The organism is Halomonas sp. E14 (genome assembly GCF_052568415.1).
In genome coordinates, this window is record NZ_CP199423.1 from 2095430 (window position 1) to 2113518 (window position 18089).

Below are 18089 nucleotides of genomic sequence, written 5' to 3' on the forward strand. Positions count from 1 at the left end.
AGCACTCCCCCTCCTCGTTGCCCAATTCAGCGCTTTCCTCCGAGCGTTGCTCTTCAAGGCATCGCCTGCGACAGCCCTACGACGTTAGTCGGCACCACCTGTCCAACCGGTCAGACATTGGCTAGGCTGAGGGTCGCGCATACCTGACCACCCGGTCAAATTCATGCCCGACGACAACGACGACATACCAACAACAATGGACGCTGCAATGGAACCGACCTCCCTGACAGACAAGGTGACGCCTCAACCGCGTGCGAACGAACTGGCGCGGGCGCGCTGGCTGGATGCCTACTTCGGCGTGACCCGGCGCGGCTCGACGCTCAGGACCGAGATCCTAGCCGGCATCGCCACCTTCCTGGCTTCGATGTACATCATCGTGGTCAACCCGGCGATTCTCTCCGACGCCGGCATCCCCTTCTCGGCGGCGCTGTCCGCCACCGTGCTGATCAGTTTCATGAGCAGCCTGGCCATGGGCCTGTATGCCCGCAACCCGATTCTGGTGGCGCCGGGCATGGGCATGAACGCGCTGTTCACTTACACCCTGGTGCAAGGCGCCGGGCTTTCCTGGGAAGTGGCACTGGGCTGCGTGTTCTGGTCCGGCGTGCTGTTCGCCACCCTGGCGATGTTCAACGTGCGCGAAGCGATCATCAATGCGATTCCGCCTTCGCTGCGCTATGCCATCACCTGCGGCATCGGTCTGTTCATCACCTTCATCGGCTTCAAGAACGCCGGTTTCATCGTCGGCAGCGACGCCACCCTGGTCACCCTGGGCAGCATGGACGCCTCGCTGATCACCTTCTTCATCGGCATGATGGCCACCGCCATCCTGGTGATCATGCGCTTCAACGGCGCGCTGATCCTGGGCATTGCGCTGACCACCCTGCTGGCCACGCCCATGGGGCGGATGTGGGGCGGCGACGTGGTGGTGGAGTGGAGCGGTATCGCCGCCTGGCCCGACTTCAGCGCGGTGATGCAGGTGGATATCTGGGGCGCGCTCAAGGTCGCCTACCTGCCGTTCATCTTCGTCATGCTGTTCACCAACTTCTTCGATGCGCTGTCGTGCTTCATGGCGCTCTCCGAGTCCGCCGATCTCAAGGACAAGGACGGCAATCCGCGCAACCTCAAGCGCTCCATGACCGTGGACGCCTTCGCCTCGATGATCGCCGCACCGCTGGGCACCAGCGCGGCGCAAACCTTCATCGAGTCCGGCGCCGGCGTGGCCCAGGGCGGGCGTACCGGCCTGGTGGCGGTCACCATCGCCCTGCTGTTCCTGCCGTTCCTGTTCCTCTCGCCGCTGCTGTCGCTGGTGCCCGGCATCGCCACCGCACCGGCCCTGGTGCTGGTCGGGCTGTTCATGCTGGCGCCGGTGAGCAAGATCGACTGGACGCAGTTCGAGCAGGCGTTCCCGGCCTTTCTGGCGATCATCCTGATGCCGCTGACCTACTCGATCACCCTGGGCATCGCCTTCGGTTTCCTGAGCTTCGTGTTGATCAAGCTGGCCACCGGCAAGCTCTACGACATCAAGCCGGCGATGTGGGTCTCGGCTGCGCTTAGCGTGGTGATGCTGGTTACTACGCACTAAGGGACTGAGCCTAAGAGACGAAGGGTGCGGGCACTTGCCCGCACCCTTTTCATTGGCGATGGATGGCGGCGTCGATGAGCCGGAACAGCACCAGCGCCGCCAGCGCGGCGGCGAAAAGCGTCGGCAGCAGGTAGTCGGCGCGGGTCAGGATCCAGAAATGCACCACGCCAAGCGCCGCCGCCACATAGACCAGGCGATGCAGCCAGTGCCAGGCCGTCCAGCCCATGGCCTTCCGCACACGTGCGAAGGAAGTAACAGCCAGGGGTACCAGTAGCAGCAGCGCAGCCACGCCGTAGCGAATGTAGGGCAGCTCGACCATTTCACGGCGAATCCACGGCCAGTCCCAATACTGGTCCAGCCCCATCCAGGCCAGCATGTGGGCCACCAACCAGAAGAAGGCCCACAGGCCGATCTGGCGGCGGGCTACCATGAAGCCGACCCAGCCGGTGAAGCGAAAGGCCGGGCTGAAGGCGATCGTGGCCAGCAGCAGGGTCAGCCCCGTCTTGCCGGTGAAGTGCACCACCGCCTCACCGGGCACGGCGCCCAGGTCTCCGTAGAACCATTGCCACCCCAGCCAGAGTGCCGGCAAGGCCCCGATGGCCAGCACCAGCAGACGAAAGATGGTGATGCGCGCGCGCCCGCTCAGCATGAGCTGACTCCACGCGAAGCTCGTCGTTTCATCAGTAGTGCTCACTCAGGTCCATGCCGGCGTAGAGCGACGCCACCTGCTCGCCGTAGCCATTGAACATCAGCGTTTGACGTCGCCCGCTCTCGCCGATCCTGCGCTCGCGGGCCTGAGACCAGCGTGGATGGTCAACCTGCGGATTGACGTTGGCATAGAAGCCATACTCGGCGGGGTTCTGCGCCACCCACGAAGGCGTGGGGCGTTCCTCCACCAGGGCGATGCGCACGATCGACTTGATGCTCTTGAAGCCGTATTTCCACGGCACCACCAGGCGGATCGGCGCACCGCTCTGGTTGGGCAGGACTTCGCCGTAGAGGCCGACGGCCAGCAGCGTGAGGGGATGCATCGCCTCGTCGATGCGCAAGGCTTCGCGATAGGGCCACTCGATGATGGAGCGGCGCTGGCCGCGCAGGTTGTCGGGGTCGTGGATCGATTCGAACACCACGTAGCGGGCGCGCGAGGTCGGCTCGTGGCGTTTGAGCAGGGCCGCCAGCGGAAAACCGATCCAGGGCACTACCTTCGACCACGCCTCGACGCAGCGCAGGCGGTAGATGCGCTCCTCCAGGTCCTGGTGCTTCAGCACATCCTCGAGGGCAAAGGTACCTGCCTTGTCCACTTCCCCTTCGATGGTCAGCGACCAGGGGTCGGTGACGAGCCGGTGCGCGAAGGTCTCGGGGTCGCGCTTGCCGGTGCCGAACTCGTAGAAGTTGTTATAGGTGGTGATGTCACGCAGCGAGGTCAAGGGCTCTCCGTTTGCCAGCGATACGCTGGGCAAGTCAGCGGCAAGGCTGGCCTGCAGCCCGTCGCGCCAGGCGCTGGCGGAAGGCGACCAAGCCAGCCCCGGCAGGGCCGCCGCCATCCCCAGGGCCGCCCCATGACGCAAGAAACGACGGCGTGACTCGAACAGCGCCCTGGGAGTCACTTCCGACTCGGGAATCCTCGGGTAACGATAGCGCACGGTACGGGCCTCCTCTGGCAGAGACAGAACAGGGAACACGAAAATCAGCGTAGTACAAGGGTTATGCAAACAAGCGTTATAAATACCGAAAGACATTTTGACACAGCTCAAACCCCACCCTATTCCGAGCATTCCACTTGGTTGATATGCGTCAAGCCAAAACCCTAAGCTTGCAGGGCAACAAGACCCTTATGCCTTAACTCCTGCTGGAGATTCGCCATGATTCAACACGCTCTTGCTCGACCGGCCCGTCTCGTCGCCGCAGTCTCTCTGGGCGCCGCGCTTGCGGTTTCGAGCGGCGTGGCTGCCGATGATGGCCTCGGTGACTATCGCGACCGCTTCGAACCGCTGCCCCACCTTCCGCCCATTCCGGCACACAACTCCTTGACCGAGGAGAAAGTGCAGCTTGGCAACATGCTGTTCTTCGAGCCGCGAATCTCCTCCAGCGGCGTCATTAGCTGTGCCACCTGCCACAACCCGGCGCTGGGCTGGAGCGACCGCATTCCGCGCGCTACCGGCCACGACGGCCAAATCGGCGACCGCAATACCCCCACCGTGCTGAACTCCGGCTTCCTCAACGCACAGTTCTGGGACGGCCGCGAGCCCGATCTCGAGGGCCAGGCGCTGGGTCCGATCCAGGCAGATATCGAAATGGCCATGGACCTCGATGCAGCCCTGGAGCGGCTCGAAGGCTTCGAGCTTTACCAGGAGAAATTCGCCGAGGCCTTCCCCGGTGAAGAGAATCCGATCAACAAGGAGAACCTGGCTCAGGCACTGGCCAGCTTCCAGCGCACGTTGAACACGCCGAATTCCCCGTTCGATCGCTACCTGCAGGGTGACATGGCGGCGCTCAACGACCAGGAGAAGCGCGGCATGCAGGCCTTCGTCGACACCGGCTGCATCGCCTGCCACAGCGGCCCGGCGCTCACCGACAGCAACTTCTGGGCGATTCAGGTGCCCGGCTCCACCGATGTGGGTCGCTTCGACGTGACCGGTGACGAAGCCGACATGTACAAGTTCCGCACCCCGACCCTGCGCAACGTGGGCGTGACCTACCCGTACATGAACAACGGCGCCACCGAGACGCTGGAAGAAGCCGTGGCCATCATGGGTCGCGAGATGCTGAACCGTGAGTTCGAGGACGATACTATCGCTGATATCACCGCCTTCCTGCACACCCTGACCGGCAAGATGCCCGAGTTCGAAGTGCCGGCGCTGCCTTAGGCTGGCCCAGTCGCAGGGACATTTGAAGGGAACAACAATAACGACACGCCCCCGGCACTCGCCGGGGGTATTTCGTTGTCAGACGCTGCTGGCCAGCTGGCGATGCAGCTCAAGGCGGCGCCTGTCGCTTATGAAGGCCGCCTCGATAGCCGTGCCGGCCAGCTGCACGAAGACCTCACGCGACCAGCCGAAGGCTTCGTGGCAGGCAAGGAAATTGGCCAGCATGCCGCCACCGAAGTAGGCGGGGTCGTCGGAGTTGAGCGTCACGCGCAGCCCGGCGTCAAGCAGCTGCGGCAGCGGGTGGGACGCGAGATCCTGCACAACCTTTAGGCGCACGTTGGAAAGTGGGCACACCGTGAGCACCACGCCCTCGTCACGCAGCCGGTTCACCAGTGCCGGATCCTCCAGACAGCGTACCCCATGGTCGATGCGACACACCTCGAGCAGATCGAGCGCTTCGCGGATATATTCCGGCGGCCCCTCCTCCCCGGCATGGGCCACCCGGGGAATGCCCAGCATCTTCGCGCGCCGGAACACTTCGGTGAATTTCGACGGCGGGTGACCCCGTTCGGCGCTGTCCAGACCCACGGCATCGAGCAGCTCCCAGTAGGGGGCCGCTCGTTCCAGCACCGCCATGGCCGCCTCGGCGGGCCGGTCGCGCAGGAACGCCATGATCATGGCGGTCGACATGCCCAGCTCGCGCTCGACCTCACGGCAGGCCAGGCCAAGCCCTTCCATCACCGTTTCCAGTTCGACGCCGCGGGCCAGGTGTGCCTGGGGGTCGAAGTGCATCTCCACATGCACCACGCCGTCGGCATGGGCACGGCGAAAGTAATCCATCGCCAGGTCATGGAAATCCTCTGCGCTCCTGAGCACACTCATGCCCTGGTAATAGAGATCGAGGAACCCCTGCAGGTCGTCGAATTCGTAGGCCGCCTTTACCGCCTCGACAGAATCGTAGGGCAGCGTGACACCATTGCGCTCCGCCAAGGTAAACATCAGTTCCGGCTCGAGCGAGCCTTCGATATGCAGGTGCAGCTCCGCCTTGGGCAGCCGCTGGAGGAAATCGCGCATGAGGTCACCTCGTTGCCGGTTTTCTTGTCATCCTGAGACATATCAGCGATTTGCGCAAACGGTCAGCTTTCCTGCCAGCAGGCGCACCTCGCGGTCGATACCGGGCGGGTCGATGCCGCCCGCACCGCGCTGATGGACCAGGTAGAGCACGGTTCGCCCCGTTAGCCAGGTATCCAGGTGCAGCGCCAGCCGCGCCGCGGTGGCGGCATCCAGGCCGGCGAACGGCTCATCGAGAATCACCAGCCCCGGGTCGCGCAGCCACAGCCGCGCCAGCGCCAGGCGCCTGGCCTGCCCGCCGGAAAGCGCGCGCCCACCCTCGCCTACCGGGGTCTCGAGCCCGGCCGGCAGTTCACGGGCCCATGCCGCCAGGTCCACCCACTCCAGCGCCTGCCACAGGCGGGCTGTGTCCGCCTCGGGCGCCGCCAGCCGCAGGTTGGCGGCCAGGCTGTCCTGGAACAGGTCGATACGCTGATCGAGCACCGCCACCCGCGCCCTCAGGTCGGGCTCCGCCACCCGCTCCAGCGCCACGCCCCCCAGCGTGATCGCACCTTTGGTAGGCGGCAGGCGCCGCGTGACGAGCGCGGCCAGGCTCGACTTGCCGGCACCCGAGGTGCCGGTCACGGCCACGCGTTCGCCTGCCGCTATCGCCAGGTCGATGCCCTGCAGCGCTGGCTCCAGGGCATCCTGATAATGCAGCGCAACGCCATCGAGCCCGAGTGCCAGAGGCCCTTGCGGCAAGGGCGAGTATGAGGCTTGGCCCTGCCGTGGCGCCGCCCGCTCCAGCCGGTTGAGGCGCTCAGCGGCGCCATAGGTAGCACCCATTTGAGTGAAGGCGACAGGCAAGCCGGCCAGGGCCTCGCCCACGGCCAGCACGGCCAGCGGCACCATGACCATGACAGCACCGCTGATGGCCTGCTGCTGCCAGGCCAGGGCGGCCAGCCACAGGCACAGCAGCATGCACAGACCCACCATGGCATTGACCAGCGCCATGCCCAGCCCACCCCGCCACCCCAGCCGGGCCTGGTCCCGCTGCAGCTGCGCCTCCTGCGCCAGCAGCGCCTGGCCGTGATGTTGCCGCGCATCGTAGGCCTCGAGTTCGGCCTGCCCCTGCACATGCTCGATGGCGAGGCTGCGCAGGCGCTGCAAGTGCGACACCTGGCGCCGGCTGGGCGCCATGCCCCACCAGGCCTGCCCGGCCGTCAGCCACAGCCAGGTCGGCCCCAGCAGCAGCAGCACGGCAAGCCCGGCGGCGGGTACCCACAGCGCCACGAAACCCGCCAGCAGCAGCAGCGCCAGTAGCGCCACCGCCGGCGGTGCCAGCAGGCGCAGATAGAGCGCGTCCAGCGTATCGATGTCTGCCGTGAGCCGGTTGAGCCAGTCGCTGGCGCGCTGGCGCTGCAGGGTGCGCGCGTCCAGCCTCGCCAGGGCGGCAAACAGACGGCCGCGCAGATCGGCCAGCAGGCGCAGCACCGTATCGTGGTTGTAGAGGCGCTCCAGGTAGCGCGCCACGGTACGGGTCACGGCGAACAGGCGGATGCCGCCTCCCGGCACGTAGACGTCCAGCCGCGCGGCGAGGCCGGCGGCCAACGCCAGGCCGGTCAGGGCACTGGCGGTGATGAACCAGCCCGATAGCGCCAGCAGGGCGATGGCGGAAAACAGCGTCAAGGCCAGCAACAGCACCCCGACGGCAAGGCGCCGACGGCGCTGTGCCAGCAGGCGCAGCCAGGGCGCCAGCGTGGTCGAGAGCCTAGGGTCCGCCATGGCCATCCTCCTGGCGCGGCAGCAGCCGGCCGGCCTCGAGCATGAGGTGCCGCGTCGCCAGGCCTTGCAGCGCCGGGTGGTGGCTGGCCACGACCAGCGTACGCCCGCGCCGGCGCAGCTCGGCGAGCGATGCAATCACCTGCGCCTGGGTGGCGTCGTCAAGGCTGGCCGTGGGCTCGTCGAGCAGCACCAGCGGCGCGTTGGACAGAAACACCCGCGCCAGCGCCAGGCGCTGGGCCTGGCCGCCCGACAGCCCGACGCCGCGCTCGCCTAGCGGCGTGGCCATGCCGTGCGGCAATGCCGCCACCAGCGGGCCGAGGCCGACCAGCGCCAAAGCGTCGCGCAACTGGGACTCGCTTGCATCGGGCGCTGCCAGGCGCAGGTTGTCGGCCAGGCTGCCGTGGATGAGCAGCGGGCGCTGGTCCATCCACGCCAGCGTCAAGCCGGTGCGCGCCTGGCGCTGGCCTTGGTTCGGCGTCACGAAGCCGGCCATCACCTGCAGCAGCGCCGACTTTCCGGCGCCCGAGGGGCCGGTGAGAAGCAGGCATTCGCCCTCCTGTATCACCAGGCTGAGCGGGCCAAGCACGCGCCCCCGTCCCGGATGCTCCAGCGTGATCTCGCTGAGTCTCAGCAGCGGACCCGGGGCGGCCAGCGTCACCGCGGCGGCAGGATTCGCCCTGGGGGTCTCGTTGAGGAAGGCCAGCAGCCCATCCGCGGCTCCGAGCGCAGCCGCCCGGTCATGATAGTGCTGGGCCAGGGTGCGCAGCGGCTGGAAGAACTCTGGCGCCAGCAGCAGCACCAGCAGGCCGCTGAACAGCGTCAGCGCCTCCGAGGGGCCGTAGTCGATGTAGCCCAGCAGCCCGAAGCCGACGTAGATCGCCACCACCGCGATGGCGACCGAGGCGAAGAACTCGAGCACCGCGGAAGAGAGAAAGGCGACGCGCAGCGTGCGCATGCTCAGGCGTCGGTAGTGATCGGCGGCCAGGTGCACGTCCGCGGTCGCCTCGCGGGTGCGATGGAAGAGCTGCAGCGTGGCAATGCCGCGCACCCGGTCGAGGAAATGACCTGCCAGCCGGCTGACCGCGGCGAACTGGTCGCGATTCAGACGCTCGGCCCCCATGCCGACCAAGGCCATGAACAGCGGAATCAGCGGCGCCGACAGCAGCAGGAACAGCGCCGCCAGCCAGTCGAGCCAGAACACCACGGCTAGAATCAGCAATGGAATGGCCACGGCCAGGCGAAGCTGGGGCAGGAAGCGCGCGAAATAGCCGTCCAGCGCCTCCACCTGCTCCACCAGCTGGCTGGCCAGGCTCGCCGAGTGGCGCTCGCCGGCACGCACCGGGCCCAGCGCCGCGAGATGCGCCAGCAGTTCACACCGCACCGCGTGACGAATGCGCAGGCTGGCCTGCTGGCCGGCTACCTCCTGTCCCCACTGGGCCAGGGCACGTACCAGCAGCAGCGAGACGATAGCCAGGAAGGCCCCGCTCAGCGAGGCAAGCTCGGCGCCATCGACCAGCAGCCGGCTGATGATCCAGGCCAGCCAGGCCAGCTGGGCGACCGTGGCCGCCCCGGCCGCCACCCCGCCCAGCCAGGCCAGCGCCAGCCAGCCCTGCTGCTTGGCGCCGTGCGCGGCAAGCCAGCCGCGCGGGGTGCGCTTCCCCGGTGATTCGCCCATGCGCTAGTGATAGCCTTCGCCGGCCCTCACCTTGCCGCGGAACACCCAATACGACCAGAACGTGTAGCCCAGCACGAAGGGCAGCACGAACAGCACCCCGATCAGCAGGAACAGCTGCGATTCTGGCGCCGAGGCGGCATCCCAGATGGTGTAGTTGGGCGGCACGATCCAGGGCCACTTGCTGACCACCAGCCCAAGGTAGGTGAACAGGAACATACCCAGCGTAGCCATGAACGGCAGCAGCTCGCGCTGGCGGCGCACCGACCAGAACACGCCGAACATGCATAGCAGGGTCAGGGCGGGGAGGATCCAGATCACGTGAAGGTGTCCGAACCAACGCTCCCATACCACATCGTTCACCAGCGGTGTCCATACGCTGATGATGGCGAAGATCACCAGCACCGCGATCAGCAGCGGCGTGGTCAGCTTGTAGGCCCAGGCCTGAATGTAGCCCTCCGACTTGAGGATCAGCCAGGTGGTGCCCAGCAGCGCATAGCCGAACATGATGCCGATACCGGTCAGCACTGTGAACGGCGTCAGCCAGTCGAAGGCGCCGCCGACGAAGACGCCGTTCTGGGTCTCGAAGCCCTGGATATACGTGCCGACCACGGCCCCCTGGGCAAAGGCGGCCACCGCCGAGCCGCCGCTGAAAGCAAGGTTCCACAGGCGCCGGTTGCGCCGGTCGCGCCGCGACTTGAAGCGCAGCTCGAAGGCCACCCCGCGAAACACCAGCCCCGCCACCATCAGGAACACGCCGATATAGAGCGCCGGCAAAAACACGGTGTAGACCAGCGGAAAGGCCGCCAGCAGCCCGGCACCGCCCAGTACCAGCCAGGTCTCGTTGCCATCCCACACCGGCGCGACCGTGTTCATCATCACATCGCGGGCATCCTCGTCCGGGGCGAACGGGAAGAGGATGCCAAGGCCCAGGTCGAAGCCGTCCATCAGCACGTACATCATGATGCCGAAGCCGATGATCAGCGCCCAGATCAGGGAGAGGTCGAACATTTCCATGGCTCAGCCCTCGCTCTTGGCAGGATTGTCGTCAAACGGCGTATGCGTGGCGGAGAAGGGCCGCTTGGGTGTCTCGAAGTCGTCGACCATCTTCTCCTCGTCCTTGGGCTGCATGCCGTAGCGAATGACGCGGGTCAGGTAGTAGGTGCCGGCATAGAAGATGATGGCGTAAACGCTGATGTAGCCGATCAAGGTGAACAGCGCCATGCCGCCGGTCAGCGAGGGCGTGACCCCTTCGGCGTGCGTCATGATGCCGTACACCAGCCACGGCGCCCGCCCCGACTCGGTGGTGATCCACCCTGCCAGCACGGCAATGAACGGCGTGACCGACATCAGCCGCAGCGTCTGCAGATAGCGGCGCGAGTGATAGAGCCTGCCGCCGCGGCGCAAGTAGAGCCCCACCAGCGAGACCGCAATCATCAGGAAGCCGATGCCGATCATCGTCCGGAAGGACCAGAACACCAGGGCCACCGGCGGCTGCTCCTCGGGTGGCGCCTCGAGTATCCCGGGTACCTCCCCGTACAGCTCATGGGTAAGGATCAGGCTTGCGGCGTAGGGAATGCCGATCTCGAAGCGGTTCTGCTGGGCGGCCTGGTCCGGCCAGGCGAAGACCAGGAAGGGCGCCCCCTGCTTGGTCTCCCAGTTGCCCTCCATGGCCGCCAGCTTGGTCGGCTGGTACTCCAGGGTATTGAGGCCATGCAGGTCACCGACGAAGGCCTGGGTCGGGGTCAGTACCAGCAGCATCCACAGGCACATGGAGAGCGCCTTGCGGTTGGCCTCGACGTCCCGGCCGATCATCAGGTACCAGGCGCTGACGCCCGCCACCACGAAGCCGCCGGTGATGAACGACGCCATTGCCATGTGCGCGAAGCGGTAGGGGAACGACGGGTTGAAGATCGCTTCCATCCACGAGGTGACGCGGAAGCTGCCATCGATGAAGTCGACCCCCGCCGGCGTGTGCATCCAGCTGTTGGCCGCCAGGATCCAGAAAGTCGAAATGAAGGTCCCCAGTGCCACCATGGAGGCGGCGAACAGGTGCACCCCTTGCGGCACGCGCCCGCGACCGAACAGCAGCACGCCGAGGAAGGCCGCCTCGAGGAAAAAGGCGGTGACCACCTCATAGCTCAACAGCGGACCAATGAAGTTGGCGCTGGCCTGAGAGAAGTTGCTCCAGTTGGTGCCGAACTGGAACGACATCACGATCCCCGATACCACCCCCATACCGAAGGCCACGGCGAACACCTTGGTCCACAGGTAAGCCAGGCGGTCCCAAGCGGGATTCTGCGTCTTGTAGAAGAGCGCATGCAGCACGGTGATGTAGGACGCCAGGCCGATGGTGAAGACGGGAAAGATGGCGTGGAACGATACGACAAAGGCGAATTGCAAGCGGGACAGGAGTAGGGGATCAAGCTCCATGACGTAATGCCTCTTGGCTGCCTAAGAGTTCACGTCCAAAGGGATGCGGGCGCACACATACAGGGGTGCATTGTTATGCCTGCGGCAGCGCTGCAAAGCGCTGCCGTGACGCATTCCTCCTCGGCACTTGGGTAGAGCCTAGAACAGAGCGCTATGCAAGGGATAGCTGATATACAAAACCCTACAATACGCTACCCAAACCAGGCTCCGAGACTACCGTGTCTTGTGCTTGTGATGTGCTTGAGCCGATCAAGCCTACTAGAGCGAAGCGCTCACGTCCTGTTATGACCTGTGACGTGTTGTCGCGTTCAACCCCCGCCAGGCCCTTGCAGCACCAGCCACACCATGTACAGCAGATAACTCACGAAGCCCAGCAGCAGCGCCCCGCCCTCCCAGCGGTTGATGCGCCCGGGGCGCCCTCGCCAGCCCAGGGCGAAAACCACCATCAGCGCCGTCATGACGGCCATGACGCTCCAGTCGCGCAGCAGCACCTCGCTGCCCACCTGGATCGGCTGGATCACCGCGGCCAGCCCGACCACCCCCAGGGTGTTGAACAGGTTGGAGCCCACCACATTGCCGACCACCAGGTCGTGCTCGTTGCGCCGCAGTGCGCTGAACGAGGAGGCCAGCTCGGGCAGCGAAGTGCCAATGGCCACCACCGTCAAGCCTATGATCAGGTCGCTCACGCCCAACCCCTGGGCAATCGCCACCGCGCCCCACACCAGGATGCGGGAACTCAGCACCAGCAGCGCCAGCCCTACCAGGGTCCAGACGATCCCTGCCCGCAGCGACATCGGCTTGGCATCAAGGCTCTCCTCGGTCTCGTCGGCCAGTGCATCGGGGCCGGAACGGCGCGCCTGGTGAATGCTGAGCGCGATGATACCGGCCAGCAGCAGCAGCAGCAGGCTGCCTTCCAGCCGGCCGATCATTCCTCCCCACATCAGCAGCGCGGAGAGCAGGGTGACCCCAGCCAGCAGCGGCAGCTCGCGGCGGATCACGCCCGAATGCACGGCCAGGGGTGACAGCAGCGCCATGAGGCCGAGAATTAGCCCGATGTTGGCGATATTGGAGCCATAGCCATTGCCCAGCGCCAGGCCCGGGTTGCCCTGGCCGGCGGCCAGGGCCGAAACCATCAGCTCAGGCGCCGACGTGCCGAAACCGATCACCAGCATGCCGACCAGCAGCGGTGAAACGCCCAGCAGGCGCGACGTAGCCGCGGCCCCGTCGACAAAGCGCTCGGCGCTCCAGACAAGCAGCACCAGACCCACTGCCACGGCCAGAAAGGGAAGCCACATGGTATTTCCTCGGGAACATTCAGGGGCGAATGTTTGTATATGGTAGGCGCGCCGTCAACGTGTCACACTTCAAGAAGGCGAGGAATGCCACACCTGACTGGGTCGCGTAACTCAAGTTTTTGGCATCCCAGCCATCACTTCCTTGGTTCGCAGGTACTATCGCTCGTGTCGAGGTCCACTTTCAACAGCTCCCCCCATGCGGCAACATCGCCGCCTGGTCGGGCACCTGCACAACGGCACAGCCGGCGACGTCTGCGCGCCTGCCATGAATGCGACCTGCTGGTGAAGCTGCCGCCACTGCGACCCGGAGAGCAGGCCAGCTGCCCGCGCTGTAGCCACACCCTGGTCAGCCGCCACCGACGACCGGCTCAGCGCAGCATGGCGCTGGCCCTCGCCGCCCTGATAGCACTGCTGCTGGCCGTGTCGTTTCCTTTCGTCAGCTTCAGCGTTGGCGGCTTCGGCAACCGCATCGAGCTCACCCAGACCGCCACCACCCTGATCGGTTTTCACCAACCGGTGGTCGCTATCGCCGTGATCCTGACCATCGCCGTACTGCCCGCCGTGTACCTGCTGGGCGTGATCTGGCTGCAGCTCGGCTTGCTGCAGCGCCGCCCGCTGCCGGCCAGTCGCGCCATCGCCCGCTCGCTCGCCCACCTCAACCCATGGATGATGGCCGATGTCTTCATCATCGGTGCGCTGGTCAGCCTGATCAAGATCGCCGGCATGGCGCAGATCGAATTGGGTATCGCCTTCTGGGCCTTCTGCGCCTTCGCCCTGCTGCTGCTGTTCACCATGCAGTCGATCGACGCCGACTGGATGTGGTTCTCGCTTGCCGGCGAGCCCCGGGCCCCGCAAGGCGCCCGCACCGGAGTCACTGCCGCCGAACAAGGCCTGACCGGCTGCCCTACCTGCGGCCTGGTCAATCGGCTCGACGCCGACGGGCATGGGCAGTGCGGACGCTGCGGCGAGCCCCTCCATACGCGCCTACCGCACAGCCTGCAGCGCACCTGGGCCTTGCTCGCGGCGGCCACGATCCTGTATATCCCGGCCAACGTCTACCCAATCATGACCACCACCAGCCTCGGCCATACCGCACCCTCCACCATCGTCGGCGGCGTGGTGGAGCTGATCCAGATGGGCTCCTGGCCCGTCGCCGCGGTCATCTTCGTGGCCAGCGTGATCGTCCCGGTCGGCAAGCTGGTTGCACTCGCCTGGCTGTGCCTGGTGGTAAAGCGCAGCAATGAACTCAACGCCACGAGCCGCACGCGGCTCTATCGCCTTACCGAATTCATCGGCCGCTGGTCGATGGTGGACGTCTTCGTCGTCGCCATCCTGGTCGCCTTGATACGGGCCGGCGCCCTGATGTCGATCACGCCCGGGCCCGCCGCCCTCGCCTTCGGTGCCGTGGTGGTGCTGACCATGCTGGCCGCCATGACTTTCGACCCGCGCCTGATCTGGGACTCGCCGCTGCCGCGCGAAGCCTCCTCCGTGCAAGGAACCCCCTGAATGAGTGCGTCACCTCGCGACCGAACCGACTCCCGCGACCTGCACCGGGCACGCGCCACGCCCCAGCGCCGCCTGTCGCCGATCTGGATCGTGCCGATCGTGGCCGTGCTGATCGGGCTCTGGCTGGTCTATGACAACTATCGCAGCCGCGGGCCACTGATCACCCTGACCATGAGCAACGCGGAGGGCATCGAGGCGGGCAGCACCCTGATCAAGACCCGCAACGTCGAGGTCGGTCGCGTCGCCAGCGTGCGCCTCTCCGATGACCTCAGCCATACGGTGATCACGGCGCGCATGGCCCCCGATACCGAGGCCATGCTCACCGAAGGCAGTCGCTTCTGGGTAGTCAAGCCGCGCATCGGCCGAGAGGGCATCAGCGGCCTTGGCACCGTGCTCTCGGGTGCCTACCTGCAGCTGGCGCCAGGGCCCGGCGAACCGGGCGTGCGTGACTTCCAGGTCAGCGACCTGCCCCCGGTGGCGCCCGCCGATGCCGCCGGGCTGCGCGTGAACCTGATCAGCCAGCTCGGCAATTCGCTGCGCCCCGGCGACCCGGTCTCCTACCAGGGCTATACGGTCGGCCGCGTGGAGGAGGTCAACTTCAACGCCGAGTCGCGCCGCATGCATCAGCGCATCTTCATCGAAAGCCCCTATGACCGCCTGGTAACCGACAGCACCCGCTTCTGGTCAGCCAGCGGCGTGGACCTGCGCCTGGACGCCAACGGCATCCGGGTCAACGTCGAGTCCCTGGAGGCCCTGCTGGGCGGCGGCGTCACCTTCGGCGTGCTGGAAGACCTGCCGCGCGGTGCTCCGGTAGAGAACGACGCCACCTTCAACCTCTACGCCGATGAAGACAGCGCCCGCCAGGGCACCTTCAACCGCTACCTCGAGTACGTGCTGCTGGTCGAGGACAGCGTGCGCGGCCTGGCCCGCGGCGCCCCAGTCGAGTTTCGCGGCGTACGCATCGGCACCGTCGCGGCCGTGCCCTGGCAGTTCACCGCCTCGCAGCCGGAAACCCGCAACGGCTTTGCCATTCCCGTGCTGATTCGCATCGAGCCCCAGCGGCTGGGGATCGAGAACCAGCAGGTCGACCTGCAAGAGTGGGACGAACGCTTCCTGCGCCTGTTCGGGGTCGGCCTGCGCGCCTCGCTGAAGTCGGGCAACCTGCTGACCGGCGCCATGTTCGTCGACGTCAACTTCCACCGCGACGAAGCCGACACCTACGTGGCCGAGACCTTCAGCGATCGCAGCGTCTTCCCCACCATTTCCGGTGGCTTTGCCCAGATCGAGGCCCAGGTCACCGCGCTGCTGGATAAGCTCAACGCGCTGGAGGTGGAACCGCTGCTGGCCGGGATCGAACGCAACCTGAACGCATCCGAGGCCATGCTGGATGAAGTGCGTCAGCTCAGCGGCTCGCTACACACACTGCTGGAGGACCCGGCCACCCGCAGCCTGCCCGGCAACCTGAACGCCACGCTGGCGGCGCTGCAGGAGACCCTGGCAGGGGTATCGCCCGACTCCAGCGGCTACCGCGAACTCACCGCGGCGGCCGAGCGGTTGGAACGGCTGATGCGCGACCTGCAGCCGGTGACACGAACGCTCAATGAGAACCCCCGTGCCCTGTTCTTCGACAGCCTGGACGCCGAAGATCCGCTGCCTAGGGCCCCGCGGCGCCCGTGAGCCATTCACTGAGCCATAGGAAGCAAGGAGAAATGCGATGACCCGATCCAGCGAAGGCTGTATTCGCCACCTTGAAGGAAGCAGCACATGAGGCCCATTCATTGGCTCAGCCTGGCAGCGGTCGCCCTGCTGAGCGGTTGCGCCAGCCCCTCTGCGCCTGCCGAACGCTTCATGCTGCCGGGCACCACCGCTACGGGCGTCGCCGCTGGCAATGTAGAGCAGGTGCTGGTCGTACAGCCGCCAAGGCTGGCGCACTACCTCGACGTCGACGGCATCGTGCTGCAGCTCGATGACATCACGCTGCATGCCGCCCGCCAGCACCTGTGGGCCGAGCCGCTGGGGCGTCAGCTCGAGCGCGGCCTGCGCGCACGCCTGGCCGAGCGTCTGCCCGAGACGCGCATCCTGCGCGACGACGGCGGCGCGGGGCAGCGCGGCGCCCTGCGCTTGCGCCTCGACGTGGATACCTTCCAGGGCCGCTACGACGGTGTAGCGGAGGCCGGCGGCCAATGGCAGATGCTCGATGACCAGGGCCAGGTGCTGGCAATGCAGCGCTTCCAGGTGCTGACCGAGCTAACCGATGACGGCTACCCCGCGCTGGTGCGCGCGTTGGGCCGCAGCTGGGACGGCGTCGCCGACGACATCGCCACGGCGCTGCGGCGCCTGCCCCGCTGAGGCGGGCGCCGCGGCAAAAAGCTGCAGCGCGAACAATAAGCTGGCATAATATCCAGACGCGGCGACTCGTGGTCCCTCCTGCCGCGCCCCTGAACCGATTTTTTTCACGCCTTGGCCCGGGACTGGTCATGGACTTTCCATGACAGGGCGAGGGCGTATCTGCGGAGACCGCATGACCTTTTCCGACCTCGGCCTGCGTGCCGAACTGCTCCGTGCCGTTGAGGCACAGGGCTATACCGTTCCGACCCCCATCCAGCGCCAGGCCATTCCCGCCGTTCTCAAGGGCGGCGACCTTCTGGCCAGCGCCCAGACCGGCACCGGCAAGACCGCCGGCTTCACCCTGCCGATGCTGCAGCGCCTTGCCGATGGCCCCCGCCCCGGCCCGCGCCAGGTACGCGCCCTGGTGCTCACGCCCACTCGTGAACTTGCCGCCCAGGTCGGCGAGAGCGTCGCCGACTACGGTCGCCACCTGACCCTGCGCAGCCACGTCATCTTCGGCGGCGTTGGCCAGCAGCCCCAGGTCGACGCCATCCGTCCCGGCCTGGATGTCCTCATCGCCACGCCGGGACGCCTGCTCGACCTGCATCAGCAGCGCCATGTCGACCTTTCCAAGGTCGAGATTTTGGTGCTCGACGAAGCCGATCGCATGCTCGACATGGGCTTCATCCACGACATCCGCAAGGTGCTACGGGTGCTGCCCGAGAAGCGCCAGAACCTGCTGTTCTCGGCGACCTTCTCCGACGAGATCCAGGCCCTGGCCGACCGCCTGCTGGATGCCCCGGAAAAGATCGAGGTGGCCCGCCGCAACACCACGGCCGAGACCGTCGACCAGTCGGTCTACCGGGTCGACCGGGAAAAGAAGCGCGAGCTGCTGGCCCATCTGATCAGCGAACACCGCTGGCACCAGGTGCTGGTCTTCACCCGCACCAAGCACGGCGCCAACCGCCTGGCCGAACAGCTCTCGAAGCAAGACATCCCGTCCATGGCCATCCATGGCAACAAGAGCCAGTCGGCCCGTACCCGAGCCCTGGGCGCCTTCAAGTCGGGCGAGCTTCAGGTGCTGGTGGCGACCGACATCGCGGCTCGCGGCCTGGATATCAGCGAACTGCCCTACGTGGTGAACTTCGAGCTACCCAACGTGGCCGAGGACTACGTGCACCGCATCGGCCGCACCGGCCGCGCCGGCAGCGAAGGTCAGGCGATCTCGCTGGTCTGCATCGACGAGCACGGGCTGCTGAAAGGCATCGAGCGGCTGATCAAGCGCGACCTGGACAAGCGCATCGAACCGGGCTTCGAGCCCGACCCGAACGCCAAGCCCGAACCGATCGAGAACGGACGCAACTCCCGCGGGCGCCGCAACGGCAACGGCGCCACTGCCGGCCAGGGCGCACGCCAGGGCCGCAGCGAGCGCAGTACCAACGACGGGGATGCCCGTGCCCCTCGCCGTCGGCGCAGTCGCGGACGCAGCCAGCGCGCTTGACCATGGCGCTTGGTTGCGGCACGCCGATATGGGAAGGTAGGCGGCTTATCGGTAAACGCTGAAGAAGGTG

14 protein-coding genes are annotated in these 18089 nt (G+C 66.4%); 6 read left to right on the top strand and 8 right to left on the bottom strand.

From position 1 onward, the window contains the following. Positions 1–208: 208 nt before the first annotated feature. Positions 209–1582, top strand: a complete 1374-nt coding sequence (locus ACT7B3_RS09830; RefSeq protein WP_445157805.1) for an NCS2 family permease — start codon at positions 209–211, stop codon at positions 1580–1582. 49 nt (positions 1583–1631) lie between these two features. Here the strand turns inward: ACT7B3_RS09830 and ACT7B3_RS09835 are convergent, their stop codons facing one another. Next, positions 1632–2231, bottom strand: a complete 600-nt coding sequence (locus tag ACT7B3_RS09835) for a sulfite oxidase heme-binding subunit YedZ (RefSeq protein ID WP_444677596.1) — start codon at positions 2229–2231, stop codon at positions 1632–1634. Between the two features lie 31 nt (positions 2232–2262). Continuing rightward, the gene (gene msrP, locus ACT7B3_RS09840) at positions 2263–3225 is read right to left on the bottom strand and encodes a protein-methionine-sulfoxide reductase catalytic subunit MsrP (protein WP_445157806.1); all 963 of its coding nucleotides are present in this window, start codon (positions 3223–3225) and stop codon (positions 2263–2265) included. A gap of 219 nt (positions 3226–3444) precedes the next feature. On the opposite strand from msrP, the gene ACT7B3_RS09845 reads away from it, so the two are divergent. Then, complete coding sequence (locus tag ACT7B3_RS09845; protein ID WP_445157807.1) at positions 3445–4449, top strand: cytochrome-c peroxidase; 1005 nt, start codon at positions 3445–3447, stop codon at positions 4447–4449. A gap of 78 nt (positions 4450–4527) precedes the next feature. Here ACT7B3_RS09845 and ACT7B3_RS09850 read toward each other — a convergent pair whose 3' ends face one another. The 6 genes from ACT7B3_RS09850 to ACT7B3_RS09875 all read right to left on the bottom strand — a co-directional run bounded on the left by ACT7B3_RS09850 (position 4528) and on the right by ACT7B3_RS09875 (position 12684). Beyond that, positions 4528–5523, bottom strand: a complete 996-nt coding sequence (locus ACT7B3_RS09850; RefSeq protein ID WP_445157808.1) for an adenosine deaminase — start codon at positions 5521–5523, stop codon at positions 4528–4530. Between the two features lie 42 nt (positions 5524–5565). Beyond that, the gene (cydC, locus tag ACT7B3_RS09855) at positions 5566–7284 is read right to left on the bottom strand and encodes a thiol reductant ABC exporter subunit CydC (RefSeq protein ID WP_445157809.1); all 1719 of its coding nucleotides are present in this window, start codon (positions 7282–7284) and stop codon (positions 5566–5568) included. After that, entirely contained in the window at positions 7271–8959 is a 1689-nt protein-coding gene (cydD, locus tag ACT7B3_RS09860; protein WP_445157810.1) for a thiol reductant ABC exporter subunit CydD, read from the bottom strand. Before cydD ends, cydC begins: the two co-directional genes overlap by 14 nt. 3 nt (positions 8960–8962) lie before the next feature. After that, positions 8963–9973, bottom strand: a complete 1011-nt coding sequence (gene cydB, locus ACT7B3_RS09865) for a cytochrome d ubiquinol oxidase subunit II (protein WP_445157811.1) — start codon at positions 9971–9973, stop codon at positions 8963–8965. Between the two features lie 3 nt (positions 9974–9976). Then, positions 9977–11389, bottom strand: coding sequence for a cytochrome ubiquinol oxidase subunit I (locus ACT7B3_RS09870; protein WP_445157812.1), 1413 nt, complete (start codon positions 11387–11389; stop codon positions 9977–9979). Positions 11390–11697: 308 nt separating this feature from the next. Then, positions 11698–12684: a calcium/sodium antiporter gene (locus ACT7B3_RS09875; RefSeq protein WP_445157813.1), complete on the bottom strand. Its 987-nt coding sequence runs from the start codon at positions 12682–12684 to the stop codon at positions 11698–11700. Positions 12685–12849: 165 nt separating this feature from the next. Here ACT7B3_RS09875 and ACT7B3_RS09880 point away from each other — a divergent pair, with 165 nt between their 5' ends. From ACT7B3_RS09880 to ACT7B3_RS09895, 4 genes are all read left to right on the top strand, one after another. Beyond that, the gene (locus tag ACT7B3_RS09880) at positions 12850–14190 is read left to right on the top strand and encodes a PqiA/YebS family transporter subunit (protein WP_445157814.1); all 1341 of its coding nucleotides are present in this window, start codon (positions 12850–12852) and stop codon (positions 14188–14190) included. Then, on the top strand, positions 14191–15867 hold the full coding sequence (pqiB, locus tag ACT7B3_RS09885) for an intermembrane transport protein PqiB (protein ID WP_445157815.1): 1677 nt from the start codon (positions 14191–14193) through the stop codon (positions 15865–15867). It abuts the gene before it with no gap. An 87-nt stretch (positions 15868–15954) separates the two neighbouring features. Next, positions 15955–16539, top strand: a complete 585-nt coding sequence (locus ACT7B3_RS09890; RefSeq protein ID WP_445157816.1) for a PqiC family protein — start codon at positions 15955–15957, stop codon at positions 16537–16539. Positions 16540–16711: 172 nt separating this feature from the next. Next, positions 16712–18019, top strand: a complete 1308-nt coding sequence (locus ACT7B3_RS09895) for a DEAD/DEAH box helicase (RefSeq protein ID WP_444677587.1) — start codon at positions 16712–16714, stop codon at positions 18017–18019. Positions 18020–18089 lie beyond the last annotated feature (70 nt).